Origin of the sequence: Streptomyces kaniharaensis, assembly GCF_009569385.1 — a bacterium.
GTDB lineage: Bacteria > Actinomycetota > Actinomycetes > Streptomycetales > Streptomycetaceae > Kitasatospora > Kitasatospora kaniharaensis.
On the sequence record NZ_WBOF01000004.1, the window covers coordinates 102,116 to 127,563 of the forward strand.

Consider the following 25,448-nt stretch of genomic DNA (forward strand, 5'->3'; position numbering starts at 1 on the left):
GTGAATACCCGTGACTTCCCTTCTGCCGATCCAACCCCGGGGTTCTGGCTGGTGGTTACAGGTCAGATCGCCGAGGCCAGACCGGAGGTCGCCAACCCCGGCCCACCGGGTGCCCCCGTCTCCGGCGTCCCGGTTCGGGTGCTCGCCTGCACGACGTGCGGCAGTGAAGGGCCCCACACTGTGGCCGGCTGGTTGGGCGAGGAGGCCCGAATCGTGTGCCACCTGTGCGGGGCACTCTGGTTTCCCAACTTCGGCCCAGCCGTTGACCACGTCGAACGCCGGCGCGACCTGTTGAAGCAGGTCGCCGCTACGGCCCCTATCCGGGGTACATCGTTCCCAATGCCGATCGAGGCGGCCTCGGAGTCGCTGCAGCTCGAGCTCCGCACTCGACTGTGGGAGCCCACCGCAGCCGACATCGAATGCGCCAGCTGGCTCCAAGCGGAGCTCCGCCGTGCCTTCGAGACAGGGATCACCGGCCCGGAGCCCGTCTCACGGTCGATGTACGTCAGCAGCCGACGCGAGTTCTGGAAGCCGACCCGCTCGCCGGACTTCTCCCGCGTGATGGCCGGGGTCATCGCTGTGCTCAGTGACGAGTTCCTCCTCGCCCGCGCAGCGGAGAGCACCCTCGAAGCACTCGCGGAGCTCGCCCAAGAGGTCGCCGTGTGCCAACCCCCTCCGCCCGTCCCTGTTCCCTGGTGGAAGCGCATCACGGCGGCCGGGTTGTCCCGTTTGCGACGGGGGCCGAAGGCGGACGACCGGTAGGGGCCACGACTGCCGTCTCCCGCGCCCTCCACCGGACCGGCAGTGGAGCACCGAGCTGCTTGCCCTGGCAGCAGCGAGCCGGGTCGGGCGCGCCCCGAGGCCGTGGTCCGCGGTCGTGGCCGGTGAACCAGTTGGCCTCGGGCCGGAGCGCCTCCGGTGTGGGGCGAAGTCCGGGGATCGTCTGGTGCGGGGCTTGTCCGAGCGGCGACAATGACGGCATGCGTTTCGACCTGACCGATCTGCTGCACGCGACCGCCGAGGTGCTGGACGCAGCCGGCCCGCTGGAGCCCCTGCGGCTCGCGCTCGCCGGCCGGGACGTGCAGGTCTCCTTCGCGGAGTTCACCACGATGGCGGACCAGCGCAGCAGCGTCGACCGGCTGGCCGCGGCGACCGGCGCCGACCCGGTGCTGTCCGAGCTCGGGGCGAGCGCCTACACCTACACCCTGACCGCGGACCTGCCGGGCGGGATGGTGCTGGTCGCGGGAACGCACCCGACCCTGAACCGGTCCCGCCCCGAACGCTCGACCTCCACCGCCGCCACCGCGGCGCTCCTGCGGACCCTTGTTCCCTGGGCGCAGACCCTGGCTGGCCTGCCGGTCTCGGTCAGCGGGCTGGAGGTCACCGACACCGCGCAGCGGTTAGGAGTGCAGCTGCTCGTCGACGGTGCCGACGACCCCAAGGGGGCGATGGTCGCGGCCTCGACGGGGGTCACCGCGTTGCGGACCGCCCCCGCGATTCCGTTCGGGATCGACGGCCGAGGGCGCCTGCCGTCCGGGCACCCGGTGCTGATCAGCGTCATGTAGGCGGAGTCTCGGCCACCCGCCACACGGAAGTGTGTACCTGAGTGGACACTCGGCACGGCCGTGTGTACCTTCGTGCTCACTTACCGTGAACAGGCGAGGTGGCCGTGCCCGTACCCTTCGACCAGGTCCTGCCCGCCGGGGACATCCCCGATCTCGAGGACGCCCCGCTGTGGCGCGATACGCGGGGCCGGCCCCTGCACCGGCAGTGGGGCGGCGCGACCTACGAGGTCCGCAACCACCTCGACGGCCCCATCGTGGTGTGCCGCACCGCCGAGCCGACGGCGACCAACTATCCACTGGCGCAGGAGGCCGAGCTCGCCTTCCACCGTGCCCTGGCCGACACCGTGTTCGCCGACGCGGCGGTCAGCAAGGGCTGGGACACGGACAACCGGGCGGCGGCCGGCGCGGAGCCCGGCGGGGACCGGTGGGCCGCGGCCTGGGTCAGCAACGGGGTGCCGGGCTTCTCCGAGCACGACACCTGGGACGCCGCCCACCGTGCCATGGCCGAGCGGCTGGACGAGATGGCCGGCGGCCTCGTCCTGACCGGGGACACCCTCACCGCGCAGATCGCCAGCGCCCACCTGCGGCGCTGCGCGAACCAGGTCCGGGACGTGGTGCTGACGGCCGAACTGGGCGACGCGGTCCGCCGGGGCAAGGCATGGATGAAGGAGGAACGGCTCGTCAAGCAGATCGCCACCGGCCTGGACATCAACCGCCGCTTCCTCTACCGGGTGTTCGACGGCACCGAATGGCGCCGGCGGTGACCGGGGCCGGGCCGGTCCGCTCCCCTGCACGGCCGGCCGCGACATGGGCCGGCAGCGCGCACCGGCAAGAGGCGGACCGCGCCGCGCTGGATCGGTTCCTGTACGGCATGCCGTACGCCGATCTGCTCACCCACGGCCCCAAGCTGCCCCTGAACACCGCCTGGCGGCACCTGCTGCACCGCACCGGCGCGGTAAACGCCGTCCGGGCGGCGTGCGGCGGATGGGCCCCGGCCCTCGACGCCCCGGAGTCGGAGGAGACGATCGCCGCGCTGATGCCCCGCACGGGCCCCCGCGCCGACACCGTCGTCGACGTGGTCGCCGTGGCCGGCGGCACCCTCGCCCAGGCCCGGCTGCGGGACGAGACCTTCGCCCGCTACGACGAACGGTGGACCGGCGGCCGCGGCGCCCTGCGCGACCTGGCGCCCGCCGACATCGGCGCGGTGCGCAGCCGGCTCGCCCCTCCCGGCGCCCTCCTCGCCCACCACGGCCTGGCGACCCCTCACCATCTGCAGGACGGGCGCCTGCTGCGCGTCTCGGCCGGCCTGGCCGCATACAGCTCGGTGCCACACTTCGTCCCCGGCCCGCTCGCCGAGGACGCCGCGACCACCGCGATGATGGACGCGCAGACCCGCGCGGAACTGACGCTGCCCGCCCCGTCGGTGCTGCTGTTCCACGACGGCGTGCCGTTCGACGCGGTGGCCGACGACAGGGACCTGGTCGAAGCCGCCGACGAAGGGCGCCTGCCGCTGGGCGACGCGCCGGTGGTGATGGGCGGCGTACTCACCGCCCGCGAGGACGGTCACCTGGACGAGGGACTGGGCTGGCTCCTCACCGCGGCCACCGACCGGCGCACCGGCATCCCCCTCTACTCCCTGGTGCCGGTGCCCTACGGCGGGCATCCGGCCGGGCGGGCCCTGTACGGCTACGCGGCACTGCTCGCCTTCGAGAACTGGCGGCCGCCGCCCGAGCTGCCCCGGCGGGACGGTTCGGGCCGCCAGGACAGGGAGATCAAGAAGCTCGCGCGGACCCGGCAGGCCCGCGACGGCGGCTTCCACGGCGTCCACCTCCTCGACTACGAGCCTCCGCCGGAGGAGCCGGCCGCGCGGACGCGCTCGGCCGCAGGGGCGGGCGAGCTCGCGGTCGGCACCTGGCGGCGCGCCCACGTCCGCCCGCGTGTGCGCTACGGGATCCGCGACGGCAGCGGGCGCAAGGTCGGGCCGGTCTACAAGGAGCACGCGGTGCTCGGGGTGACCTACGAGTACCGGCACCGGTGGGTGGCGCGCACCCGGATCAGGCCGGACCTGCCGCTGGCAGACCGGGAGACGGTGTACGCGCTGGGGGTCCCGGCTGGAGGGCGTGAGGCGGCCCGATCGGGCTCAGGGCGAATCGAGGCCGGGCACCCCTTCATCGACATTGCTTAATTCCATGAGTGTGCGTATGGTGGATGTCACCGGGCCGGTTGCAGTCCGGCCGCCCCGAACCGGGAGTTGCAGTGATCACCACCATCGCGATAGACGGCTTCAAGTCGTTCCAGGACTTCGAGTTCGCATTCCCCTCGGGCCCGCTCACCGTGCTGACCGGACCCGCCGACACCGGCAAGACCAACCTCCTCGACGCCCTCACCCTGGTCTCCCGGACCCTGACGGACGGCTGGGAGGCGGCCACCGTCTCCAGCCCACGGCTGGCCGCTGACGCCCTCCTGCTCCGGAGCGAGCACGAAGGCCGGCCCCGGACCGCGCAGAGGATGCGCATCACCGTGCAGGCCCTGGTGCCCGGCGCGGCCGGGCCGGTCTCGGTGGAACTGACCGCGCTCCGGGCCCCCGACGGCCGCACGGCCGTGCTCGACACCGCTGGCAGCGGCGTACGGACGGCCGCGCGGACCGGGGCGGCGCAGCACCTGATTCCGCTGGACGGCACGGGGGCGCTGATGGACACGCTCCGGGAGCAGGCCAGGAACTGGCGGACGGCATCCGGCGATGCGGGCGACACCGCTTCGCTGCTCGGGCGGCTCGGCCCGGAGGCGGCGGCCCGGCTGGATGCTGACCTCGCGGCGCTGGTGCACGGCGCCTCCGGCGTCCGGGCCGCCGATGGACGGATCGAGGTCCGGATGGCGCACCGGGGCTGGGTGCCGATGAACATGATGTCCGCCGGGGCGCTGCGGATCCTGGGAGTCCTGGCCGCCTGGCACACCCGGCCCGGCGTGCTGGTCCTGGACGGGATCGGGGAAGGGCTCCACCCGAAGGCCGCCGCCGAACTGGTCCGGCGGATCTCCCGGCGGCTCGGCGCCTCCTCCTCGCCCTCCCAACTGATCGCCAGCACGTACGTCCTGGACGTGGTCAACGCGCTGTCCGGCGGCGACCACGGCGGCGTGGTCGTGATCGAGAAGCCCCACCGGGTCGACCCGGCGCAGCAAACCATCACGCCCGTCAGCGTCGCCCTGCCCGTCCGGGAGCCCCGGCCCGAGGAGGGGCCGGGGCACTGCGTGCGGCCCTCCCGGCTCGCCCGGATGCTCACCGCCGCGTGAAGCCCCGCCGGGGTGCCGGGCCGCTCCCGGCCCGGCACCCTGGCCCGCCCCTCCCGCCGCCGCCGACCCGGCCCCGGCCACCACCACCCCGCGTACTGAAAGGCCAGCCATGCCCCCGCCCCCGCCCGTCCTGGTGCCCGGCCTCGGCCCCACCCGCCGCAGCCCGTTCGGCGACCTCGCCCCCCACGAGTACCTGGAGATGCTCCTGGAGGAGATCCGGGAGCTGTACCGGGCCGACCAGGTGCCCTGGGTGGTCGGCTACAGCGGCGGCAAGGACAGCACCTTGGTCGCGGCGCTGGTCTGGTGGGCCCTGGCCTCCCTGCCGCCGGAGCAGCGGACCAAGACCGTCCACGTGATCTCCACCGACACCCTGGTGGAGAACCCTCTGGTGGCCGCGTGGGTGGGCCGGTCGCTGGACGCGATGCGCGAGGCCGCCGCCGCCCAGCAGCTGCCGATCGAGGTGCACCGGTTGACGCCGGCCGTGGAGGACTCCTTCTGGATGTGTCTGATCGGGCGCGGCTACGCGGCGCCGCGGCCGAAGTTCAGGTGGTGCACAGAGCGGCTCAAGATCAAGCCGTCGAGCCGGTTCATCCGCTCCGTCGTCGCCGCCCACGGAGAGGCGATCCTCGTGCTGGGTATCCGCAAGGCCGAGAGCGCGGCGCGGGCCAAGTCCATGGCCCGCCACGAGAAGGGCCGTGTGCGCGAGCGGCTCTCGCCCAACGGCGACCTGCCCAACTCGCTGGTCTACAGCCCGATCGAGGCGCTGACCAACGACGAGGTATGGATCTTGCTGATGCAGTACGACAATCCGTGGGGGCACAGCCACAAGGACCTGCTGGGCCTCTACCAGGGGGCGAGCCCGGACTCCGAGTGCCCGCTGGTGGTCGACACCACCACCCCCTCGTGCGGCGACAGCCGGTTCGGGTGCTGGACGTGCACGATGGTCAGCCAGGACAAGTCCCTCAAGGCGATGATCGCCAATGACGACGACAACGTCTGGATGCGTCCGCTGCTGGAGCTGCGCAACGCGCTCGACATCGACGACGACCGGCATCTGCGGGACTACCGCAGGTCGAACGGGACGCTCATGCTTTTCCACGGCCGGCTGGTGCACGGCCCCTACACCCAGGCGGCCCGGGAGGACTGGCTGCGCCGGCTGCTGCGTGCCCAGCACCAGATCCGCACCCGCGGGCCCGAGTACGTGCGCGACCTGGCCCTCATCAGCCTGGAGGAACTGCACGCGATCCGGCACGAGTGGGTGGTCGTCAAGCATGAAGTCGAGGACCTCCTCCCGTCCATCTACCTGGAGGAAACCGGTGAGCCGTTCCCCGGCCCGGCCGTCCTGGACGGCGGCGTCGGCTTCGACGCCGCCGCCATGGCCGTACTGCGGGAGGTCTGCGACGGCGACGAGAGCCAGTACCAGGGCGTCCGCGCGCTGCTCGGGCTGGAGCGCCGCTTCCGCACCGCCGGGCGCCGCGCCGGGTACTTCGAGGCCCTGGAGAAGACCGTCACCAAGTACATGTTCACCGACGAGGACGACGCCCTCCGGTACGCGATCGCCCGCGAGGAGATCCGCTCCGGCCTCTACCATCAGAGCGGTCCCGAGCCCCCGGAAGCAGGCGGGGACGACGACAACCCGTACGGATCGAAGGAGAGTTCGTGACCGAGCAGCCGCCGGCCGCGCCGCACCCCGACCACCGGGGCATGCCCGCGCTGTACATGGCCGAGCTGGCCGTGCACCGGGATCGATGGCAGCTGATCGTCGTCGCGCCGGGCCCCGAAGTCGTCGTCGACGCGCTCGACCTCGGGCCGGCCGACACCCTCGCCGTCGCCGACCCGGACGGCCCCGAGCACCACCTGATCCTCCCGAGCCCGGAGCCCCAGCCCGTTCCGCCGCTCACGGACGCGACCGGGCTGCTCCCCGCGGTGGGCTACACCGTCGACCCGGTGGCCTGGGCCGACCCGGTCAAACTCCACGGCTGGACCCAGGTCACCCGCACCACCTGGACCGCCCCGTGCCATCCGGCCGCGCCCCCGGCGCAGCGACTGTAGCGACCGGGCCCCAGAAGACCTTCAACGAGCAGGAGAGCGAGGCATGACGAGCGCCGAGTCCGACCCGGCCTGCCCGGACTGCGCCGAGCAACTGGAGTACGACACCGCCGACGCCGTCTTCGTCTGCGGCAACGGGCAGTGCGCGTTCTTCGGGATGGAGAAGCCGGTGTGGAGCGCGCTGGAGGAAGCCGGGATGCTGCTCCCCCCGGTCACCGGGCTGCCCCGGCCGACGCGCCAGGGCCTGCCGGTGCCCTGGGTGACGCCGTGGAGCGCGGCACGGGCCTGGTGGCGCGCCATGGACTCCCGGCTGTTGGCCCGCGCCCACAACGAGTGGCGCTGCCAGATGTGCGGCGACCCCCTCCCGAAGCAGGCGTGGGTGCTGGCCACGCCCTTCGGCGTGGTGCTGCAGGCCGCGCTGCACCAGGTGTGCAGGGATCTGGCGCGGGCGTCCTGCCCGCACCTGTCCGGCCCGGCCACCCGCAGCAGCGCCTACCTCGTCACCCGCGCCCAGCTGACCTCCGACGGTCGGCGCCTGCTCCAAGCCCTGCCCTCCGACCCGTACTTCCTCCAGCAGTGGGAACTGGACGCGAACGCGGTACAACCCGAGCACGACGCCCCTTCCGGCCCGGCGGCCGCGGCACCGGCCTGACGCCCGCCCCGGACCATCCGACCATGCAGGAGAGCACGATGAACGAACGGTCGCCCGATGCGGCCGACCGCGACCGGCCCGGCCCCGCCGCGGGACCGACCGGCCTCGCCCCGGCAGCCGACGGCCTCCTGGCCCCCGCCGAGACCGCCCTGATCCGCTACCTGCGAGAGCGCGCCGCAGAGGTCGACCCGACCTCCGAGCCGGTCCTGGACGGGTGGAGGTACCCCTCCCCCTTCCACCTGCTCCTCGACGTCGGCCGGCTCTTCACCCCGGCCCCGCTGCCGCCCGGAGCCGGCCCGCTCATGGTGACCTTCTGCTACACCAACGCCGCGCAGACGATCGAGGACCAGGAGGACCCGGACCTGGTGTACGTCGAGGGGTACGGCAGCTGCACCGTCGACAGCGCCGTCCACCACGCCCCCCACGCCTGGGCCACCGACGGCACCCACGCGATCGACCCGACCTGGCCCGCCGATTCGGGCTGCGCCTACCTCGGCATCCCCTTCGCGGACCCCGAGATGTGGCCACATCCCCTGTACGGCGACGGGATCCTCCAGCAGTACGCCACCCTGCTCCCGATCCTGCGCGAGGGTCTGCCTGCGGACGCGGTCGCCGACATAGGCCGGCCGCTCCCGCACCCGGCGCGCCGCCGTACCGGATCCGCGGGACCGCTCCGCCTCACGCCCTCCAGCTGATCCCCGGCCCCGCCCTTCGCCATTCGCCAGGAGCCGAATCCCCGACGCCGACAGCGCCGTTGAGCATGATGCGAAGGGCGGGCTACCCGGAAGCAGCACCACCACAGCCGAACCACTCCGTTCACGAAGGAATCGAACCGTTGTCTCAGCCTCTGACCGCTCAGCCCTCCGTCCTCCTCGGCCCGGCCCCTGCCGTCATGATCGACCGCCCCGGCTCCGTCGACCGCGACGACGCCATCGGCGTCGAGCGCGTCGACGACGGCTGGCGCCTGACCGTCTACGTCGCCGACGTGGCCTCCGGCGTCGAGCCGGGCAGCGCCGTCGACCGGGAGGCGTTCACGCGGCGCGAATCGGCGTACGGGGGCTGGCGCGGCACCCAGAAGATGCTCCCCGAGCCGGTGGAGGCCCGCCTGACCCTGGCCGAGGGGAGGGCGTGCCCCGCGATCGCGATCCGCGTGCACGTCCTTGCGGACGGGCAGGTCGGGAACGTGGACATCGAGCGCGCGACGGTGAGCGGCCTGGTGGCCCTGAGCCACTCCCAGGCAGCCGAGGCGGTCCGCAACCGCGCCCACCCCCTCCACGAGGTCCTGCGCGAGGCAGCGGCGATGAGCGAGGTCCTGCTCGCCCGCCGGCGCCGGCAGGGGGCGCTCGCCCTGTACGACCTCCTCAGCGGGTGGGCGACCAGCGAGGACGGCGTCGTGGTCCGGCTCGCCTCCTACGAGCGGACCGTCGGCTACAAGATCGTCCAGGAGTGCATGATCGCCGCGAACACCGCGCTGGCCTCCTGGGCGGCGGAACGCGACCTCCCGCTGCTGTTCCGCAACCACGCCGCCGGCCGCGTCGCCGCCCCGCGCCAGACGCTGCTGGACGACCTCGACGTAGCCTTCGCCGACGGTTCCGCCGCCCGGCTGGAGGCACTGCGCGAACGCACCCTGATGACCCTCAAGGCAGCGGAGTACGCGCCGTTCATGGGTGGCCACTGGGGCCTGAACCTGCCGGGCTACCTCCACGCCACCTCGCCCCTGCGACGCTACGCCGACCTGGTCGTGCAGCGGGTCATCTCCAGCCACCTGGACGGCGACGACTCCCCCTACGGGGAGGACGCCCTGGCCGCGATCGCCGAGACGCTGACCACCGGCGCCCGCCAGGACCGCGAAGCCGAACGGGACTCCCGCAAGTCGGCCGCGCACTCCGCCGCCCGCCGCGGTGCCGCAGCAACGGAGGCCGACTACACCGGCCTCGACGCCCAGGCGTTCCACGCCCTCCTCAAGCGCGGCTGCAAGGAGGACATCGCCGGCGCGCCCCTGGTCGCCGAGACCGCCCGGCGGGCCGCCGAAGGGCAGCTCGCCGCGCTGGAGCTCCAGATGGTGCTGCTCGTCGCCGGCGGGCCCGGCTGGGAGGCGGGGCGCACCGCCTGCCTGAACGCCATCGCGGCCACGCCCGAGACGGCCGTGTCCATCCTGTCCGCCCACGCGCAGGTCAACAGCCTGCCGCCGGTCGAATTCACGGTCCAGACCTTCGGCCAGGCCCCGACCACCGTCTTCGCCGCGCAGGCGTCGTGGCTGGCCGGCGGAAGCCCCGTCGAAGGAGCCCGGCGCTCCGCGTCGACGAAGAAGGCGGCCCGGCACCAGGCGGCCCTCAGCCTGCTCGCCGCGCTCACCGACCTGCCCGACCCCTCCCTCGACCTCGCGCAGCCCGCCTCCAAGGCCGCGCAGTCCCCGTCCGCCGAACCCGACGCCGAAACGGTGGAGGGCCGATCGCCGATCTCGGTCCTCAACGAGTACCAGCAGGTCAAGGTCATCAGCGGCCTGAAGTTCACCATGAGCGCCGAGGGCCCCAGCCACCTTCCGACCTTCACCTGCAGCGCCCAGGCCGCCCGCGACGGCGAGACCGTCCTCGCCTCCGCGTCGGCCTCGACCAAGGCTGCGGCCAAGACGGCAGCGGCGGCCGGTCTGCTGGAGCGGGTCGACGCAGCGCGGGCCGAGCACGCCGGTTGATGCGTTGATGCCGGGCCCGGAACTCCGCGGGCCGGGCCCGTGCGCGAGGGGAGGCGAGACATGACGGCAACAGCCGTGGCAGATCCGTGGCCGCTCGTGGTCCGGGTGACCGGCGGCCGGATCAACCACCGGGCCCGTCCTCGTGTGACCCGGGCAGGCCGGCCGACCGGGTGGCTCGACCTCGCCTGTGGTGGCAGCTGCCTGGCCAGCGCGATGGACAACGACCTGCGGGAGACCGAGTGCGCCCGGTGCGCCGAGCGAGCCGGGCGGGACCGCGACCCCGCGCGGTGGCGGATCGCGGCCGCCGAGCGTCGTGCGCAGCAGGCGGCGGACCGCGGCCAACACCCGCTGCCGTTCGCGGTATGACGATGTGACAGTCCGTCGGCGTTCTACGCGATTCCCGACAGGGGCGGGGGCTCGGAACCGGCCCGGCGGCCGGGCTCCAGCCCATAGGATGGGCCGCAGCCGGCCGGTGACTTGGGACCGGCACGATTCCTGGGGGGCATGGTGACCGCGCAGCCGTCAGCCGTTGGCAGGGACTACCTTTCGTCCGACGGGCGCCGGGGTGTCCTGGCGGGCCTGGAGTCCGCCACCGTCGCAGAGCTGCGCGCGGGCACGCCGGTCCACCTCGACCTCGCTCGGTTCGATGTCTGCCCGAGGCCGCTGGCCCTCCTCGACGGGGACTGGATGGCGGCCCACCCCGACATGGGCCTGATGGCGATCGGCCCCGTGCTCGAGCTCACCGGGCCGGAGTTCGACGAGCTCGCCGCGGGCCGCGTCGTGGAGCGGGAGGTCGGTGGGACTGCGCTGTGGGCAGCGTTCCCCGTACGGATCGCCCAGGCTGAGACCACCGGCGAGCTCCAGGAGCGCTTCGCCGCGCTCGACGAGGGGCGCGTCGCCCCGCAGGCCGGCCAGTAGCAGTTTCCCGTTCGACCGAAGGACCAAGCCGTGCCCGACCGACCTGAGATTGTCTGCATCTGCGGCTCTGCCCGGTTCGCGGCCGAGATGCGTGCGGCGAACCGTGATCTGACCTTCGCGGGGGTCATCGTCGTCGCGCCAGGTGAAGCGGATGGGCCGGTCACCGACGAGCAGAAGACCGTGCTGGACGCCCTCCACCTGAGCAAGATCGACTTGGCTGACCGGGTTCTGGTCGTCAACCCCGGCGGGTATGTCGGCGAGTCCACGAGCAGGGAAATTACATACGCTCAAGCCGCCGGCAAGCCTGTCTCGTTCACCGATCCCGTCTGACCGGTAGACGCCTGGTGGGGCCGAGGGCAGGTCAGCAGCCGTACGATTCCAAGATCTGCCGGGCCTTCGCGTCGGCCGGGGTCAACGCGTGCAGCCCGCCGCGGACAGCATGGTCCAGCACCAGCGGCGGGTAGCTCCTGTCCAGCGGGGTGACCGTCATCCGGCCCGGGGCCTGGTTGTCGTAGGTGACCTGCGAGGCCTTCGGGAACTCCCGCTCGCTGCCGTACGGGGTGCCGTGCAGGCACTGGCCCGGGCCGCCCAGCTCCCGGTGGTAGCGCTCCATCTGGTCGGGGAACACGTACGCGGCGGCTTCCGGAGCCTTCGCTCCCACGCAGCACAGCACCACCGTGGCGAGGATGATGTGCCACCAGTGCGCGCCGAAGCGGCGGAAGAACGCCCTGGCCGCGAGGAACACCGCGCACGATGCCGTGACCGTCGCGGCGACCACCACGGCGAGGGCCACGTTGCGGTGGTCGTGCAGGAGCCGGGACTCCAGCGCGAAGTACATGGCCGTGATCATGACGACCCACATCGTGCCGACCGCGATCCCGCCGGCCGGCGCGGTGTAGTCCGGCTCGCCCTGCGCGTCGGCCGAGACCTGGATTCGCGAGCTGAAGGTCACTTCTCCCCCTTGGCCCGGCCGGGCCGGCTCCGCTGGTTGTGCTGGTCGTTGCACCCTACGGCACCCCACTGTCAGGCCCGGCCGGTATTCCGGCGCTGCCCCGGCCTGACGGCCGGCGCCGCGACGGGGCGTGTGGAGCGGGTAGGGAAAGGCCGGGACATGGGTGCGGCCCGCGCGCCGGAACGATCCGGTGGGCGGGCCGCAGCGGGCGCGCGCCCGGGGTCAGGTCTCGCGGGCGCTGAGGATCAGTGCCCGTTCGCGTACGAGGTCGCTGTGGACGCCGGGGTCGGTGTCCACCGGCAGGGCCTCCATCGCCTTGCCGATGGAGGCCAGGGCTTCGTCGAAGCGGTGCAGGCGGCGCAGCGCCGCGGCCTGGCGGAAGAGCGCGACGGCGTCCGGGTGCTGGTTGAGGGGCGGTCGGTCGAGGAGGTCGAGGATCCGGTGGGGCTGGCCGGGGAGGTCGTGGCCGAGCCACAGGCCGTGCAGCAGCGCGTGGGCGACCTTGGGGTGGTTCCCGGACTCCTCCAGCAGCGGGTCGATGAGGTCGAGCGCGGCCGGATCGGAGCGGCCGAGCAGGGCGAAGGCGTGCAGGGACCGGCTGAAGGGGTCCAGGTCCGCGGTCCGGCCGCGGCGGGCGAACAGGTCAGCCAGCGCCTGGCAGCGGAAGTCGTAGCGAAGGCCGAGGCCGTACAGGTGCAGTCGGGTCCGCGCGGTGAGCGGCGGCGCGGCGCCCAGGACTTGCTCGGCCGTGAGGTGGGTGAGCGCGCTGCTTCCGGTCTGCCGGCCTTTCCAGGCGAGGTCGGTGAGAAGCTCGGCGGACTCCTCCCAGGAGGGGCGGATCACCTCCGCCCAGTGCTCCGCGCGGGCTGTCCACGGCTGATCGAGGTGGTCCGCGATGTCGTAGCCGGAGATCTCCAGTACCGCGCCCCGGGTGAGCGAGGTGAACGCCGCCCGCTCGAGGACGGGGCGGATGTTGGGTGAGCGCAGCAGCCGCCGGGCGGCCTCCCTGCGGGCCCAGGCCGAGGAGGCGGGCAGCCGGGAGTAGGCGATTACGGCCGCGACGGCGTCGTCGAGCCAGTCCTCGGAGCCAGGGAGGTCGAGCACGGTGTCGGTCATGGAAGGGCCCTTCGTCCGGTGGGTGAGGAGCGGGTACGCCCACTAGAGGTGTGAGAAGGGCCGGCGGTGTGACCAGCTGTCCGCAGCCCGGTGGGATTCGGGCTCTGGGTGGTGTCGGCGCCGGTCGCTATGCTCGGGGCAGCGCACCTCGCTTGTGCGCGCCGGCCCGGGCCCACCCCCGGGATTTCGGTGAATCGTGCTGCCGCGCGGGTGCGAGTGACGACCGGTGCCTCTTCCGAACCGCACCCTGGCCTGCTCGTGGTGGGACGAACCGCAGCGTCAGGACGCGACGAAGGAGAAGCGGTGTCCCCGTCCTCGCCCAACACCAGCAACCACCAGCGCATCGCCCGAGCGCTGAACAGCTCGACCGGTTGCGGCTACCAGAGGGCCCTCCAGCGGGTGAAGGCCGCGGCCGACGCGGGCCAGCTGCCCGCCAGGCTCGACCGGGCCGGCCGAGAAGAAGCCGTACGGATGCTCACCGAGAGCCACCCCCAGCCCATCCCGGCCCCGCCCGCCGCAGCGAGCGCTCCGCCAGTTCCGTCAGTGGACAAGCAGCCTTCCGCCAGGGTGCTCGGGCTGGTCCGCGGGGGCCTGGACAAGACGGTCGCCGTGAGCGACATCAGCGCGTTGGCCGGGGGGCACCAGGTGCTGCCGGTCGACCTGGGCGAGCTGATGCGCGTGTCGCACGAGGCGATGGAGAGGCGCCGGGCCTTGCAGCAGAAGGAGCGGGTGGTCGCCGCCATGCGCGCGGAGCGGGACCGGAAGCTGGACCCGTTCCTCTTCCTGCCCACGCTGCCGGAGGGTGTGCGCGAGGAGATGGACCGGCTGTTGGCCTGGACCCGCCGGGAGCCGGAGAGCGGCGAGCCGCAGTGAACCGCCGCCGGCCGGGCACCCTCGGCGCTTCCGCAGGGGGCGTGCCGGTCCGGAGAACGGGTCGGCCCCGGCGCGGTGACCGGGGCCGGGCGGGCCGGGGCTATACGCCGGTGGCGGCCCTCTTGACTCCCCCGCGTCGGCCGAGGCCGTACACGACCCGGTAGACGTCGGGCATGTCGAGCTGCCCGCTGGTGCGGCGGCTCATCACCCCGGCGTCGACCAGCTCCTCCAGCAGCTGCGGGAGGCTGGCGGTGCTGCGCGGGCCGGTCCGGAAGCGGCCGGTGCCGTTCCCGGCCTGCCGCGCCGACTCCTGGAGCCGCCCGGCCAGGCCGCTGCGCTCCCACAGGCCGAAGACGTCCTCCTCCCAGATCGGGACCTGCTGCCCGGCCAGCGGCTCCATGGCCAGGCGGACCCACGGCAGCGCCTGGTGCAGCTCGGTGACCCGCGCCCCGCAGCCCACGCTGCGACGGAGACCGTCGTGGTGCAGCGGCCGGTCGTGTCCGGGGTGGTTGCGGCCGGTGTCCTCAAGGGCGGTGGCCAGCGCGGTGAGGAACGGACGCGGAGTGATCACTCCCCGCGCGTCCTGGAGGCGGTTGGACAGGCAGTTGTAGGTGTAGCCGGTGCGGGCGTTGGCGCCCATGAACCGGCCGGCGAGGGTGGTGAAGAACTCCTCCTGCCTCTTCGGGTCGCCGCTCAGCCCGGAGGGCGCGAGATACCGGCCGCCCTCGCTCTGCTCCCAGGTGGGCCAGGCCGTACGGAAGGCGGCGGCCCCTGCGCTGTCGTGGTTGCCCAGGAGGTGGATGAACAGGCCGTACAGCTCGGTCCTGGCGGTGCGGCCGAGGTAGTCGGACCGGCCCCAGGAGAGGTCGGCGGCGCGGCCGGTCAGGAAGCCGCGGTCCGGGCGCGGGACACCAGTCAGGGCCCCGTCCAGCATGTCCGGGCGGATGAACACCTTCGCGCGCAGCCGGGTGGTGCGGCGGGAGAGGGTGACGGCGAGGTTGAGCATGCCGGAGGCGAGGTGCTCGGCCACCGCCCGGTCCGGGTGGAGCTGGTCCAGGGCGTCGAACACGACGAGCCGCACGGTGTCGGTGGCCTTCGCGGAGGCTTCGAACTCGGCCAGGGACCGTTCGATGGCACCCGGGTTGCGGGTAAGCCAGTCGACGCGCTCGGTCCACGTGGTGAGGGCGGCAAGGTCCGGCACCCCGAGCGCGGTCAGCGCGACGGCACTCCACAGGACGGTCGGCGGCACACCCCACCCCGTCAAGGCGCGCAGCTCCCCTGCGGTCGGCTGGCCGGCGTCCGGCCGCGCGCCGAAGGCCGTGACCGCCTCCGTCCGCTCCAGCCTGGGCATGCGGTACTCCCGCGCGGCGATGGCGCGCAGCTGCGGGTCCGTCAGGGCCCGGGCCCAGAACGTCTTGCCCTCGCCGGGCCGTCCGCGGACGACGGTGCTCTCCAGGTACAGAGCCGGGCGGTGGACGGACGGGGTGTACATCAGTGGAGCCGGGAGGGTGAGGGCGTCGGTGGCGAGCGCTGCCGAGAGCGCGTCGTGCAGCAGTGCCCGGAGTTCTGCGACCGGAAGAGTGAGGGACATCGGGGCCTTCCAAGGTGGGTTTCGTGGCGTCGGTCTTCGTTCCGTTCCGGTCACCACCAGTGCCGGAACAGGAAGTCGCCGCGCGGGAGTTCACCGCGACGGATGAGATCGGCCAGGACCAGTTTCAGCGACGGAGTGAAAGCCCGATCGGCGAAGAAGCGGTCCTCGAACACGGCGTTCTCAAGGTCTTGCGTTTTGGGCGGGTTCGCCTCGACGGTGGCCGGGGTGCTCTCGTCGGCGATCCGGATGCTCAGCCAGTAGTCCAGCTCAGTCATGCCGGTCTTGCGGACGCTCTCGTGGGTACGGGAGTCCCAGCCCAGATACAGCTCGGTGTCGTCGAACGCTTCGAGTGCTTCCAGGTAGTCATCGTCGGAGGTGAGTTCGTACAGCTTCACGCTGTCGTTGCCGATGTGCTCGTCGTCCCGCTGGCAGCCGCTCAGCGAGCTGTAGGGCTTGCCGTAGACGCGCTCGGCAATGGCTCCGATCGGGATGTGGCCGTTGTCGGCGGTCGCGTAGTCGGCGTGTGGCTCCAGCACGTAGATGCTGTAGGGCGTGTACTCGGGCGCCTCGGGCATGACGGATCTTCCTCATGATGGTGAGTGCGTGATTGCCGGGAGGAGCGCGTGCAACTCGGGGAGCCGCTCCTCCTCAAGCATAAGGCAACTCATAGTGTTAAGCAATGCGCTTGATGCTCCGACTCCGCCCCCGCCGTCGGCGACCGCCCTGCACGCCAGGAAGTGACGCCGGCAACCAGTGCCGGGCCGGACGCCGCGACCGCAGCACCCGCCGCGACCGACCGAGCGCAGCGCCACCGGCCAGACGGAGGCCGGCCGCGCAACGTGCCACCGACCGGGCTCGGCCGGATGCGAGAGGAGGCGGGGCTTGATGTCGAGAGTATTGCTTAACTCTATGAGTCGATGTAGTGTTTGAGGTGTCGCCGGGCGAACGAGTGCCCCATCCGGGCCCGGGCCGTGCGACTTCCTCCTCGTCTCCGCGCCTTCTGGCCAGCCCACTTCTGGAGGCATCCGTGCCCGAGACCGCCCGCCGCTCCGCTCCCGCCGGCCGGACCCCATCCGCCCGCTGGTGGCGCTGGAGCGTCCTGTGCGCCCTGCCCAGCGCCGCCGTCGCCCTCGGCAGCTCCTGGGTCTACGAGCCGCACACCGCCGCCGACACGCTCATGGCCGCCACCCTCTCCAGCGTCGCGGTCTACCTCTTCGCCACCACCATGCCGCTGCGCCGCCGCAGCACCACCTACCAGGCACGCCGGGCCACCCTGGCCATCGTCGAAGCCGACCCCGACCCTGACGGCGGGAGCCCCAGCGACACCTACGAGCTGCGGGTCTACGGCGTCAGCGTGCTGGTACGGCTCCGCCAGGACTGGAAGGGCGAGCACCTGGTCCCGTACGTGCACATCGACCACGAGGCCGACCGGCCCCGGCTCCTGCTCGTCGAAGTCGACAACAAAGGCGAGACCGAACACCGCTGAACCCGACCGCCACCGCGCCCGCGACCAGGCCGCCCGCAGCGCCCCGGCCACCTCTCATCGAAGGAGCAGACGTGCAGCCCGAGTTCACCCCCGGAGACCGCATCAAGGTCATCCTGTGCACCGACGAGCACGACCCCATCCCCGCCGGGGCGACCGGCACCGTCACCCACTGGAACCCCCACCCACTCATCCGGCAGCTCGGCGTCGCCTGGGACACCCCGCACGACCACCGCCGCCTGATGCTGGTCCTCACCGACGGCGGCGACAGCGTCACCCGCATCTGACCGCCCGCTGCCGGGTGGCCCGAGGCCGCCCGGCAGCACCCCCGCCCGTCCGCTCACTCCGAACCCCTTTTGAGAGACGCTGCATGCCCGCGAACACCCCCGCCCCCGCAACCGCCGCCGAGGTCCGGGCCGCGATCGACTTCGACTCCGAGTACGTCGTCCACTTCCGCGACGGGAACATCTGGGCCCGGCCCGAGTCCGCCGAACACCACCAGCTCCACGGCATCGACGTCTGGCACACCGTGCGGCGCGGTCGCCGCTACGACGCCGCCGTGCACCTCTTCGAAGAGGGCGTCCTCACCCTCACCAGCCCCAGCGCGGCCATGCGGTTCATCCCGACCGCGACCTACGAGGAGCACTTCTGCGCGGCCGAGGACTGCGAGGAGTCCACCGCGGACGGCGAAGGGTGGGAGGGGCTGTGCGGCAACTGCGCCGACCGCGCCGACCGCGCCGAAGCCGAACGCGAAGCAGAGACCGAGGAGGCCGACGCCGGCACCCCACCGGGGCCGCCCGCGCTCCCGCCGTACACCGCCGCTGATCTTCACCACGCCGCCGCCACGGTCCACCACATGCTCCTGCTCGCCCTCGACGCCCAGTCCGGCGTCGGCGAGAGCCTCTGCGACCAGCCGATCCCCCACACCGCGAACACCGACGAGCCGCGCACATGGCAGTCCCTCGGCGACGAGTCGGCCAGCACCGCCTACCGCGCTGTGTGGAAGCTCCTCGACAAGGCACCCGACCTCGGCAGATGGGCCATCGGACTGGCCGCCGAGGACCTGGTGCCCGAGCCCGAGCCCCTCACCCGGTGGCAAGACGACGAAGCCGCCATCCGCCTCCACGTCGCCTTCGCGGACCACGTCGAAGCCGAGCGGCGCGCCGCGGTCTACGACGCGCTGCGCCTCGCGCTGCGGTCCGGCGTCTGACCTCGCAGGCCCGCGTCCGCACCTACACCGAGCACGCCCGCGCCGCCAGCCACTGGCGTCCGGCCGACACCGAGCTCCCCTGGCACATCCGCCACGAAGGCTGGGGCGTGCTCCCCACCCTCGGCCTCCTCTGAACCCGGCCCCGCCGACCCCACCACCCGGAGCCCGACCCCCGTGAACGCACCCGAGCACCGTGTCCCACTCCCCGGCGACCCGCTCCCGCGCGACCAGTTACGCGCACCCGACCACGTTGCGGAAAGCAGCTGGCAGCCCCGCACTCCCACCCACCGCCGCGGCACCACCACAGCGCCGACGACGAGCACGGGGCGGGGGCGGCAACACACCCCGCCGCCCCGCCCCGCCATCAATCCGCACCCGCACCCACCCTGGAGACCTCCGTGACCACTCGCCATCCCCTCCCGACCCGGTGGGCGATCAACGTCCACCCCGTCGCCAACCTGGCGATCCTCACCCTCCTCGACGGCGACGGAGCCCACCGCGACACCGGCTTCCACCCCCTCACCGCGCCCGACACCACGGAGCACACCGTCCACACACTGGACGAGATCACCGACCCCGAACTGCGCGCCAGCGCACAGAGGCTGATCGACACCTTCTACCAGCGCACCGCCCAGGCCCAGGCCAACGCCGACGCCTTCGGCGCAGCCGTCCCCGACCAGGAGCACCTCATCGGCCGACTGCGCTCCGACCTCCTGGGCAGCACGATCGACTTCGGCATCGACGACGAGGCGCTGACCGTCGTCCTCAAGCTCACCGCCGCAGGTCCCACCGCCGGAGCGCTGCTCGCCCTGGTCGCCCTCTGGCCCCGCACCACCTCCCCCACCAGCCCGGCAGACGGCGTCACTCAGAACCTCGCCGACGACGGCACCCTGACCGTCACCTTCGACCAGCGCCACGCCGAGAAGTTCCTCACCTGGTACCGCGACCAGCCCTGACCCTCGCGCAGGCCCGCGACCGCCCACCCGCACGAACAACACCAGCACCCGAAGGAAGCACCATGGAGAACTGGGAGACGCGCACCGCCCTCATGCCGGCCACACCCCTCGGCCTCTGAGCGGACAAGATGGCCGACGCCATGGCCACCGCCCTGGCCGCCATCGAACAGCGAGAAGGGAAACGCCGGGGATGGGGCAAGCCCGCCCGGCTGTTCACCGTCCACCTGGCCGACCTCGACACCCGCTCGGTCGAGCTGCGCGTGGTCCCGGCCCGGCTCTGGGGCTCCCAGGTCCGCAACCCCGCCGTCGCGATCACCCACACCGCCCGGCGCCTACCCGCCGTGCTGACCACGGTGAAGCACCGCTCGTACGCCGACGCCCCGGTGGCCGGCATCGCCGTGATGCTCGAAGGCTGGGGCCGACCCGCCGACCGGGAGCCGACCGGATCGAAAGCCGCCTCGTCTACGCCGTGGACATCAACCAGGAGGAGTTCTACGTCCGACGCCGCCGCGGCCACGAGCCACGAGCCCCACGTGCTCTCCACCGCCCAGCACGACCAGACCACGGTAGGTGCCGGGCTCGTCCCCCTCGGCCTAGGCCGGATCGCCCACGCGCTCCGCGAGGGGCATCCCGTCTTCTGACCACCCCTCCCGGCTGCTCCGGCTACGACCGGAGCAGCCGCGCTTCTCGGCGCAGACAGGCAGATCAAGCCCTATATAGAATTGCTTAACGCTATGAATGCGGGGTAGGGTGTACTCATGCCGGCCGCGATCACCCGGCCTTCCCCCGGCGTAGATCGGCCCGGCGCGCCCCATCACCCGGCCAGCGTCCGCCGGTCCCCACCCGCCCTCTCGCCGGGCCGACAGAGAAGAGCGATCATGCAGTCCTGGGAGAAGCGCACCGTCCTCATGCCGAGCAAGCCCCTGGGCCTCTTCCAGGACGGTCTCGCCGACGCCATGGCCACGGCGCTGCACGCCATCGAGGCAAGGGAGGGAGAACGACGCGGGTGGGACCGGCCCGCCCGCCTGTTCACCGTGCACCTGGAAGGCGTCGACTCACGCTCGATCGAACTGCGCATGGTCCCCACCCGGTCATGGAACGGCCGGGACATCAACCCCGCCGACGCACTCACCAGCGTCGCCAGAAACCTCCCCCAGCCCCCGGCCGACCTCCGGCGGCGCGAGTACGCCGACTCCCCCGTGGCGGGCGCTGCGCTGATGTTCGAAGGCTGGGGACGCCCCAACGACCGCGCGCTCACCGAGTACGAGCAGCGGGCCGCGGAACTGGGACTGAGGGTCAACCACCTCGCACCAGACCGCATCGAAACAAGGTGCGTCTACGGCGTGGACATCAATCAGCAGCAGTTCCACGTCTTCCGTACCCGAGGCGAAGAGGCACGGGTGTACTCCAGCTCAGGACCCGACTCGGATGCCTCGGCTGCGGGGTCCGGACGCATCCCGCACGCCCTGAACCGGATCGTCCACGCACTCCGGGAAGGCCGCCAGCTGTTCTAGGCAGCCTCACGTCCTCGGGTCCGGGCCATCTTGGGGTCTGGACCCGAAGTCGTCTCCCGCGATGATGCAGCCGGCAGAAACGCGAGGGCCGGCCCCATCTCCCGTGAGGCCGGCCTGTTGTCGTGCGGTGCTTCAGGACGGGATCAGAGTTCGAGCAGGAAGTCGAAGTCCGTGTCCTTGGCGCCGAGCAGCCACGCCTTGGCCTCAGCCGGGGTGAAGACCCCAGGCAGGCGGTCGGGGTTCTGCGAGTCGCCGATCAGGACGTATCCGTCCACAACGGCGATTCGAACGCAGTTTCCGCCGCCGCCGCTGTACTTGGACACCGTCCATTCGACCGATGTCAGGTCGAACGAGGACGGGTCCGGCTTGCGGGTTCCGCCGCCGCCGCTGTGCTTGGACACCGTCCATTCGACCGACGTCAGGTCGAACGAGGACGGGTCCGGCTGTTCTGTCACTGTTCTAGCTCCTTGATCTTTTTCTTGAGACGCCTGCGCGTCTCGTCGGGGTCCAGCGCTCGCTCCCACAAACTGGTGAAAGCCGCTGTGTAGCGCTGCACATCTTCTTCCCCGTCGAAGTACAGCGAACTGACCATCGTCTCCACCCACACGACCCGACGGGCAGCCTCAGGAAAGCCCATGACGACGTAGGGGCCAGCGGACCCCGGGTGCAGCCCGACTGCCTCCGGCAAGACGCGGATGGTGTTCCGGGGGTCCTCAGACTCCTGGAGCATCCGCTCCAGTTGCCGTCGCATCACCGCCGGGTCGTCGACGAGGAGGTGGAGCGCACGCTCGTCCACGAGGGCGCGCAGCTCCGCAAGTGCGCCTTCTCTCACCTGCTGCTGCCGGTCCATGCGGACATCGACGAGGGCTTTGACCTCGGAGCGACGCAGATCGGGCCGCATCAGGGCGATGACGAGGTAGGCGTACTCCTCGTTCTGGTGGAGCCCAGGGCAGACGTCCCGTTCGTAGTTCCACAGCGCAGCGGCCCGACGCTCCATCTTCAGGAAGCCCTCGAACTGCATGGGGCCGAGCAGGTGGGCATTGCGCCGCCACAGCGCGGGGCGGGGCCGGCCGGCGGGAGTGGTGTCGGCTCCCAAGAGGGCCAGAATCTCGGAGCTCTCGGTGGCATTGGCCTGGTAGACCTCAAGCAGGGCTTCGACGAGGTCGCGGGCGACACGTCGGCGCTGCCCGCGTTCCAGTCGGCTCAGCCCGCTCTTGTCGATCTTGATGCCACGGCGGCGCAGCACTTCGTGGCCTGCGACGTCTCCTTGGGTGAGGCCGCGGCGTTCCCGCAACTCCTCAAGCCGCAGGCCGACTTCGCTGAGGGTCAACGACCACGGCGTCTTCGCTTCTGGCATGGTGGCCAGTCTGACGGCTCGTAACGCTGCCTACAAGCAATATGGTTGAGCAATTTGCTCGACCATATTGCTAAGAGCTCGCCTGAGGGAGCATCCTAACGAGGGTCACGAAGTGTGGAGCGCTCGTCGCCACGCGTAGAGGCCGTTCTGCTGCCCGTACTCGCCCAGGGAGGAGCCGCCGCGATGCGTCGGACGCTGTTCAGCCTCCTGTTGAAAGACCGTGACCTTCTCGGCTGGGAGGCGTTCTGCGTCCACTTCGCGGCCACCGGCCGGAAGCTCGCTCAGGAGGCCGGCAACCACCGTCTGGCCACGGCCAGTGTAGGGCGCACCACGTTCGACAGATGGTCCTCAGGCACGTGGTACGGCCGTCCCCGCGGTGAGGCAGCGCAGATCCTGGAACACATGCTCGGGCACACAGTCGAGGAGCTGTTCAGCCCGGCGCCCGGCGCGAGCGAGTCAGCGGCAGTGCTGGACTCGGTGGCCGCCCGGATCGGCTCGCGCTGGCCCACATCCACCTTGCTGCTCCCCGCAGGCGGTCCGGCAGGGATCTGGGAAATCGCCGGTCGTCAGCGCCTGGACGGCACCAGCGCCGCAGTGCACCTCCTTCCGGTAAGGAGGCGAGGTGTGGATGCCGACGTGCACGACCTGACCCAGGACGGCTTGCAGGACCTGGAGCGGTTCTTACGGCCGGCGCGCCGCGGATTCCTCGTCGGCGTCGAGGAGCAAAAGGACGACTTCGACCTGTACGTCCGCGACGCCGCAGCCGCTCGCCGGCCTGCTCCGCCCGGCCCGCCCTCCACTGGGGCCCTGTCAATTCCGTCGGCTTACCTCTTGGACGACCTCTCCTACGGGATTCTCTGGGCACTCACCCAGCTCGACGACGGCCTTCTGTCCGACGATCAGGCCCTCGACGCCGAGCAGCACCTTCTCGACACTTACCTCTCCTTGCCTCGCTCCGCGCCCAGTCAGCTGCTCGTTGATCTGACCACCGTCGGCAGCAGTTGGATGGGATCAGCGTTCTGCGCCCGGCACATCCAACAGGAACTGGCCGATGCGAGCGAGGTTCCGATCTTCTGGACGCGTGAGCAGACTGGGGAAGAGGCGGCCTGCTGGCTGTTCTTCAAGCACAAGTTGGACTATCTCCAAGCCCTCGAACGATTCCACGGCACTGCGACGCAGACCGTCCGCGTCTTCTGTCTGCCCGAAGCCGAGGTGGCGCGCTCCGAGAAGTACGAGAGGGTGCTGCTGCTGTTGGCGATCGCCCTCATGGAGCGTTGCGGGATCCGCGTCAGGGTGGTGCCGCAGAGGGAGTACTCGGAGGTGGACGGAGTGGCCTTCGTCCCCGGTCAGCGAGCCGTCGTTGCCAACTGGGTGCGGGCGAGCGGCGGAGCGCTGTGGGCAGCCGGCAGTACGTCGACCCGCGGGGAGCTGCGTACCTACGCCACCGTTTTCGCCGACGCGCAGGGCGCCGATGTGTTGGTGGGCGAGGATCCGGCGAGCCGTCTGCGGTCGCTCGCGGACTACCTGAGCCTGGACTGGAGCTGGTTGACCGCCCGGTCTCACGCTCTAGGCGAGTACGGCGTGGCCGGCCTTGTCCGGCCCCGCAGCCGTCTGCTAACCGTGGAAGCGCTCGATGAGACCCTGCTCTTCCTCGGCAAGCTCGGCTCGTCCCGATGACCCCCGCCCCATCCGCCCTTTTGCCCGAAAGGCCCTTTGTGCTCTCCGCTGACCGTGACTCGAACCGCACCGTCCTGGTGCTCACCCTGGGTGGCACGATCGCCATGACGCGCACCGCTGCGGCATCCGGCGTCACGCCCACGCTGACTGGCTCTGACCTGGTGGGCGCTGTGCCGGGCCTCCAAGGCGCCGCCGAGGTCACTGTGGAGGACTTCCGGCAGATGCCCGGGGCCTCCCTGGCGATCAGCGACATCGTCAGCCTCGTGGACCGACTGCAGCAGGCCGACAGGGATGGCGTCGACGGGGTCGTGGTGACGCAGGGCACCGATACCCTTGAGGAGACCGCGTATCTGACCGGCCTCTACCACCAGGGCAGCATGCCGGTGGTGTTCACCGGCGCCATGCGCAATGCCGCGGCGGCGGGCGCCGATGGACCGGCGAACCTCCTGGCCGCCGTCCAGACCGCTGTGAGTGCGGAGGCTCGGGGGACCGGGGTCCTGGTTGTCCTGGGCGACGAGATCCATGCTGCCCGCAACGTCCGGAAGATGCATACGACCAGCCCGGGCGCGTTTGAATCTCCGACCACCGGACCGCTCGGCCACGTGGCTGAGGGAATGGCCCGCTTCCACGGCTCGCTGAGTCCGATCGCGCCCGTACCGCTGCCGGTCGGCCCGCTGCCGCAGGTGGAGATCGTCACCGCGTCCCTGGGCAGCAGCGGGACGTTGCTGAAGGGGCTGGAGGGTGAAGTCAGCGGACTGGTGGTGGCCGCGTTCGGCGCCGGCCACGTCCCCGAGAGCTGGTGCGGCCAGCTTGAAGCGCTAGCGGCCGCGATGCCCGTCATCCTCGCCTCCCGCATCGGCACCGGGCCCGTCCTCACCTCGACCTACGCCTTCCCCGGCTCCGAGAGCGACCTGCTGGCGCGCGGCCTGATCAGTGCGGGCACCCTTGACCCCTACAAGGCCCGCCTGCTCCTGATCTCCCTCCTGGCCGCAGGCATGCCCCGCCCGGACATCGCGAAGGCATTCCTCGACCGTTCCTGATCCCGCCCCGACCAGTACGAAGGATGCCCCCGATCATGCGCTACGCCCAGGTCCGCACCGGCAGGAAGTTCGTTCTCGCCCTCGACCACGGGGAAGACCTCCTGGAAGGTCTCACGCAGTTCTGCGCGGACCAGGGCATCCGGGCCGGGTACATCCCGACGTTTGTCGGTGGCCTCCGCTCGGCCCGGCTGGTGGGCTCATGCGAACCCCTCGACGACCCCGAGGCCCCCCTGTGGGAGGAGATCACCGTCGAGGTGCTCGAAGCGCTCGGCGGAGGAACGCTCGCCTGGGATACGGAGAAGGACTGCCTGGCCCCGCACATCCACGTCGCGGCCGGCATCAAGGCGAAGTCGGCCGAGGGGCGGGTGTCGCACCTGCTCGGCGCGAAGGTGCAGTTCATCTGCGAGATCCCCATCGTCGAAGTCGTCAGCGACGCCGCGGGGCCGGCGCTGACGCGCCAACGCAGCGCGGATCTGTATAACGTGCCCCTCCTCGGCTTCGGCACGGGCAGCTGA

At 71.8% G+C, this 25,448-nt stretch carries 29 protein-coding genes; 23 read left to right on the forward strand and 6 right to left on the reverse strand.

The features are described from left to right. The first annotated feature begins 339 nt into the window (after positions 1-339). From F7Q99_RS35275 to F7Q99_RS35335, 13 genes are all read left to right on the forward strand, one after another. Positions 340-762, forward strand: coding sequence for a hypothetical protein (locus tag F7Q99_RS35275; protein ID WP_153469941.1), 423 nt, complete (start codon positions 340-342; stop codon positions 760-762). A 218-nt stretch (positions 763-980) separates the two neighbouring features. After that, on the forward strand, positions 981-1,565 hold the full coding sequence (locus F7Q99_RS35280) for a hypothetical protein (RefSeq protein WP_153469944.1): 585 nt from the start codon (positions 981-983) through the stop codon (positions 1,563-1,565). A gap of 104 nt (positions 1,566-1,669) precedes the next feature. Next, a complete protein-coding gene (locus F7Q99_RS35285; protein WP_153469947.1) occupies positions 1,670-2,329 on the forward strand; it encodes a hypothetical protein in 660 nt (219 codons plus the stop codon). Positions 2,330-2,436: 107 nt separating this feature from the next. Then, a complete protein-coding gene (locus F7Q99_RS35290) occupies positions 2,437-3,750 on the forward strand; it encodes a hypothetical protein (protein WP_153469950.1) in 1,314 nt (437 codons plus the stop codon). A gap of 71 nt (positions 3,751-3,821) precedes the next feature. Next, entirely contained in the window at positions 3,822-4,853 is a 1,032-nt protein-coding gene (locus tag F7Q99_RS35295) for an AAA family ATPase (RefSeq protein ID WP_195911391.1), read from the forward strand. A gap of 109 nt (positions 4,854-4,962) precedes the next feature. Then, the gene (gene dndC / locus F7Q99_RS35300; RefSeq protein WP_153469956.1) at positions 4,963-6,516 is read left to right on the forward strand and encodes a DNA phosphorothioation system sulfurtransferase DndC; all 1,554 of its coding nucleotides are present in this window, start codon (positions 4,963-4,965) and stop codon (positions 6,514-6,516) included. Further along, entirely contained in the window at positions 6,513-6,905 is a 393-nt protein-coding gene (locus tag F7Q99_RS35305; protein WP_153469959.1) for a hypothetical protein, read from the forward strand. The genes dndC and F7Q99_RS35305 overlap by 4 nt, the downstream gene beginning before the upstream one ends. Before the next feature lie 43 nt (positions 6,906-6,948). Further along, entirely contained in the window at positions 6,949-7,554 is a 606-nt protein-coding gene (locus F7Q99_RS42150; RefSeq protein ID WP_230211238.1) for a hypothetical protein, read from the forward strand. Positions 7,555-7,577: 23 nt separating this feature from the next. After that, complete coding sequence (locus tag F7Q99_RS35315) at positions 7,578-8,249, forward strand: hypothetical protein (protein ID WP_153469962.1); 672 nt, start codon at positions 7,578-7,580, stop codon at positions 8,247-8,249. Between the two features lie 140 nt (positions 8,250-8,389). Continuing rightward, the gene (locus tag F7Q99_RS35320; protein WP_195911392.1) at positions 8,390-10,246 is read left to right on the forward strand and encodes an RNB domain-containing ribonuclease; all 1,857 of its coding nucleotides are present in this window, start codon (positions 8,390-8,392) and stop codon (positions 10,244-10,246) included. A gap of 60 nt (positions 10,247-10,306) precedes the next feature. Beyond that, positions 10,307-10,612, forward strand: coding sequence for a hypothetical protein (locus F7Q99_RS35325; RefSeq protein WP_153469968.1), 306 nt, complete (start codon positions 10,307-10,309; stop codon positions 10,610-10,612). A gap of 138 nt (positions 10,613-10,750) precedes the next feature. After that, positions 10,751-11,164 carry a hypothetical protein gene (locus F7Q99_RS35330; RefSeq protein ID WP_153469971.1) on the forward strand — a complete coding sequence of 138 codons (414 nt, stop codon included), beginning with the start codon at positions 10,751-10,753 and terminating at the stop codon, positions 11,162-11,164. 30 nt (positions 11,165-11,194) lie between these two features. Beyond that, a complete protein-coding gene (locus tag F7Q99_RS35335) occupies positions 11,195-11,494 on the forward strand; it encodes a hypothetical protein (protein WP_326847493.1) in 300 nt (99 codons plus the stop codon). Between the two features lie 31 nt (positions 11,495-11,525). Here the strand turns inward: F7Q99_RS35335 and F7Q99_RS35340 are convergent, their stop codons facing one another. Both F7Q99_RS35340 and F7Q99_RS35345 read right to left on the reverse strand, forming a co-directional pair. Continuing rightward, positions 11,526-12,116: a hypothetical protein gene (locus F7Q99_RS35340; protein WP_153469974.1), complete on the reverse strand. Its 591-nt coding sequence runs from the start codon at positions 12,114-12,116 to the stop codon at positions 11,526-11,528. A 222-nt stretch (positions 12,117-12,338) separates the two neighbouring features. Further along, the gene (locus F7Q99_RS35345) at positions 12,339-13,232 is read right to left on the reverse strand and encodes a hypothetical protein (protein WP_153469977.1); all 894 of its coding nucleotides are present in this window, start codon (positions 13,230-13,232) and stop codon (positions 12,339-12,341) included. A gap of 303 nt (positions 13,233-13,535) precedes the next feature. Here F7Q99_RS35345 and F7Q99_RS35350 point away from each other — a divergent pair, with 303 nt between their 5' ends. Then, positions 13,536-14,105 (forward strand): hypothetical protein, encoded by a 570-nt coding sequence (locus tag F7Q99_RS35350; protein ID WP_153469980.1) that lies wholly within the window; start codon positions 13,536-13,538, stop codon positions 14,103-14,105. A 100-nt stretch (positions 14,106-14,205) separates the two neighbouring features. Here F7Q99_RS35350 and F7Q99_RS35355 read toward each other — a convergent pair whose 3' ends face one another. Together F7Q99_RS35355 and F7Q99_RS35360 are read right to left on the reverse strand one after the other, a co-directional pair. Continuing rightward, complete coding sequence (locus tag F7Q99_RS35355; RefSeq protein WP_153469983.1) at positions 14,206-15,696, reverse strand: hypothetical protein; 1,491 nt, start codon at positions 15,694-15,696, stop codon at positions 14,206-14,208. A 50-nt stretch (positions 15,697-15,746) separates the two neighbouring features. Then, positions 15,747-16,271 carry a hypothetical protein gene (locus F7Q99_RS35360; protein WP_153469986.1) on the reverse strand — a complete coding sequence of 175 codons (525 nt, stop codon included), beginning with the start codon at positions 16,269-16,271 and terminating at the stop codon, positions 15,747-15,749. Positions 16,272-16,723: 452 nt separating this feature from the next. Between F7Q99_RS35360 and F7Q99_RS35365 the strand changes: the two genes are divergently transcribed. From F7Q99_RS35365 to F7Q99_RS35390, 6 genes are all read left to right on the forward strand, one after another. Then, positions 16,724-17,182, forward strand: coding sequence for a hypothetical protein (locus tag F7Q99_RS35365; protein WP_153469989.1), 459 nt, complete (start codon positions 16,724-16,726; stop codon positions 17,180-17,182). Positions 17,183-17,253: 71 nt separating this feature from the next. Next, positions 17,254-17,466 (forward strand): hypothetical protein, encoded by a 213-nt coding sequence (locus F7Q99_RS35370; RefSeq protein ID WP_153469992.1) that lies wholly within the window; start codon positions 17,254-17,256, stop codon positions 17,464-17,466. A gap of 83 nt (positions 17,467-17,549) precedes the next feature. Continuing rightward, positions 17,550-18,389, forward strand: coding sequence for a hypothetical protein (locus tag F7Q99_RS35375; RefSeq protein WP_153469995.1), 840 nt, complete (start codon positions 17,550-17,552; stop codon positions 18,387-18,389). 398 nt (positions 18,390-18,787) lie between these two features. Continuing rightward, on the forward strand, positions 18,788-19,345 hold the full coding sequence (locus tag F7Q99_RS35380; protein WP_153469998.1) for a hypothetical protein: 558 nt from the start codon (positions 18,788-18,790) through the stop codon (positions 19,343-19,345). A 128-nt stretch (positions 19,346-19,473) separates the two neighbouring features. Continuing rightward, positions 19,474-19,986, forward strand: a complete 513-nt coding sequence (locus F7Q99_RS35385; protein ID WP_153470001.1) for a hypothetical protein — start codon at positions 19,474-19,476, stop codon at positions 19,984-19,986. Positions 19,987-20,223: 237 nt separating this feature from the next. Then, positions 20,224-20,859 (forward strand): hypothetical protein, encoded by a 636-nt coding sequence (locus F7Q99_RS35390; protein ID WP_153470004.1) that lies wholly within the window; start codon positions 20,224-20,226, stop codon positions 20,857-20,859. 143 nt (positions 20,860-21,002) lie between these two features. Here F7Q99_RS35390 and F7Q99_RS35395 read toward each other — a convergent pair whose 3' ends face one another. Beyond that, the gene (locus tag F7Q99_RS35395) at positions 21,003-21,314 is read right to left on the reverse strand and encodes a DUF397 domain-containing protein (RefSeq protein ID WP_326847494.1); all 312 of its coding nucleotides are present in this window, start codon (positions 21,312-21,314) and stop codon (positions 21,003-21,005) included. Further along, positions 21,311-22,216: a DUF5753 domain-containing protein gene (locus F7Q99_RS35400; protein ID WP_153470007.1), complete on the reverse strand. Its 906-nt coding sequence runs from the start codon at positions 22,214-22,216 to the stop codon at positions 21,311-21,313. Before F7Q99_RS35400 ends, F7Q99_RS35395 begins: the two co-directional genes overlap by 4 nt. 183 nt (positions 22,217-22,399) lie before the next feature. Here F7Q99_RS35400 and F7Q99_RS35405 point away from each other — a divergent pair, with 183 nt between their 5' ends. The 3 genes from F7Q99_RS35405 to F7Q99_RS35415 are packed head-to-tail and all read left to right on the forward strand — an operon-like array spanning position 22,400 to position 25,448. Further along, positions 22,400-23,893: a hypothetical protein gene (locus tag F7Q99_RS35405; protein WP_153470010.1), complete on the forward strand. Its 1,494-nt coding sequence runs from the start codon at positions 22,400-22,402 to the stop codon at positions 23,891-23,893. A gap of 38 nt (positions 23,894-23,931) precedes the next feature. Further along, the gene (locus tag F7Q99_RS35410; protein ID WP_407697915.1) at positions 23,932-24,933 is read left to right on the forward strand and encodes an asparaginase; all 1,002 of its coding nucleotides are present in this window, start codon (positions 23,932-23,934) and stop codon (positions 24,931-24,933) included. 35 nt (positions 24,934-24,968) lie between these two features. Continuing rightward, positions 24,969-25,448: a PPC domain-containing DNA-binding protein gene (locus F7Q99_RS35415; protein ID WP_153470015.1), complete on the forward strand. Its 480-nt coding sequence runs from the start codon at positions 24,969-24,971 to the stop codon at positions 25,446-25,448.

What these genes read in the sequence shown, in the direction of transcription:
- F7Q99_RS35275 (WP_153469941.1), top strand. Translation starts at nt 340, where the DNA reads ATGCCGATCGAGGCGGCCTCGGAGTCGCTGCAGCTCGAGCTCCGCACT.
- F7Q99_RS35280 (WP_153469944.1), top strand. Translation starts at nt 981, where the DNA reads ATGCGTTTCGACCTGACCGATCTGCTGCACGCGACCGCCGAGGTGCTG.
- F7Q99_RS35290 (WP_153469950.1), top strand. Translation starts at nt 2,437, where the DNA reads ATGCCGTACGCCGATCTGCTCACCCACGGCCCCAAGCTGCCCCTGAAC.
- dndC (WP_153469956.1), top strand. Translation starts at nt 4,963, where the DNA reads ATGCCCCCGCCCCCGCCCGTCCTGGTGCCCGGCCTCGGCCCCACCCGC.
- F7Q99_RS42150 (WP_230211238.1), top strand. Translation starts at nt 6,949, where the DNA reads ATGACGAGCGCCGAGTCCGACCCGGCCTGCCCGGACTGCGCCGAGCAA.
- F7Q99_RS35315 (WP_153469962.1), top strand. Translation starts at nt 7,578, where the DNA reads ATGCAGGAGAGCACGATGAACGAACGGTCGCCCGATGCGGCCGACCGC.
- F7Q99_RS35325 (WP_153469968.1), top strand. Translation starts at nt 10,307, where the DNA reads ATGACGGCAACAGCCGTGGCAGATCCGTGGCCGCTCGTGGTCCGGGTG.
- F7Q99_RS35330 (WP_153469971.1), top strand. Translation starts at nt 10,751, where the DNA reads ATGGTGACCGCGCAGCCGTCAGCCGTTGGCAGGGACTACCTTTCGTCC.
- F7Q99_RS35345 (WP_153469977.1), bottom strand. Translation starts at nt 13,232, where the DNA reads ATGACCGACACCGTGCTCGACCTCCCTGGCTCCGAGGACTGGCTCGAC.
- F7Q99_RS35355 (WP_153469983.1), bottom strand. Translation starts at nt 15,696, where the DNA reads ATGTCCCTCACTCTTCCGGTCGCAGAACTCCGGGCACTGCTGCACGAC.
- F7Q99_RS35360 (WP_153469986.1), bottom strand. Translation starts at nt 16,271, where the DNA reads ATGCCCGAGGCGCCCGAGTACACGCCCTACAGCATCTACGTGCTGGAG.
- F7Q99_RS35375 (WP_153469995.1), top strand. Translation starts at nt 17,550, where the DNA reads ATGCCCGCGAACACCCCCGCCCCCGCAACCGCCGCCGAGGTCCGGGCC.
- F7Q99_RS35385 (WP_153470001.1), top strand. Translation starts at nt 19,474, where the DNA reads ATGGCCGACGCCATGGCCACCGCCCTGGCCGCCATCGAACAGCGAGAA.
- F7Q99_RS35390 (WP_153470004.1), top strand. Translation starts at nt 20,224, where the DNA reads ATGCAGTCCTGGGAGAAGCGCACCGTCCTCATGCCGAGCAAGCCCCTG.
- F7Q99_RS35400 (WP_153470007.1), bottom strand. Translation starts at nt 22,216, where the DNA reads ATGCCAGAAGCGAAGACGCCGTGGTCGTTGACCCTCAGCGAAGTCGGC.
- F7Q99_RS35405 (WP_153470010.1), top strand. Translation starts at nt 22,400, where the DNA reads ATGCGTCGGACGCTGTTCAGCCTCCTGTTGAAAGACCGTGACCTTCTC.
- F7Q99_RS35415 (WP_153470015.1), top strand. Translation starts at nt 24,969, where the DNA reads ATGCGCTACGCCCAGGTCCGCACCGGCAGGAAGTTCGTTCTCGCCCTC.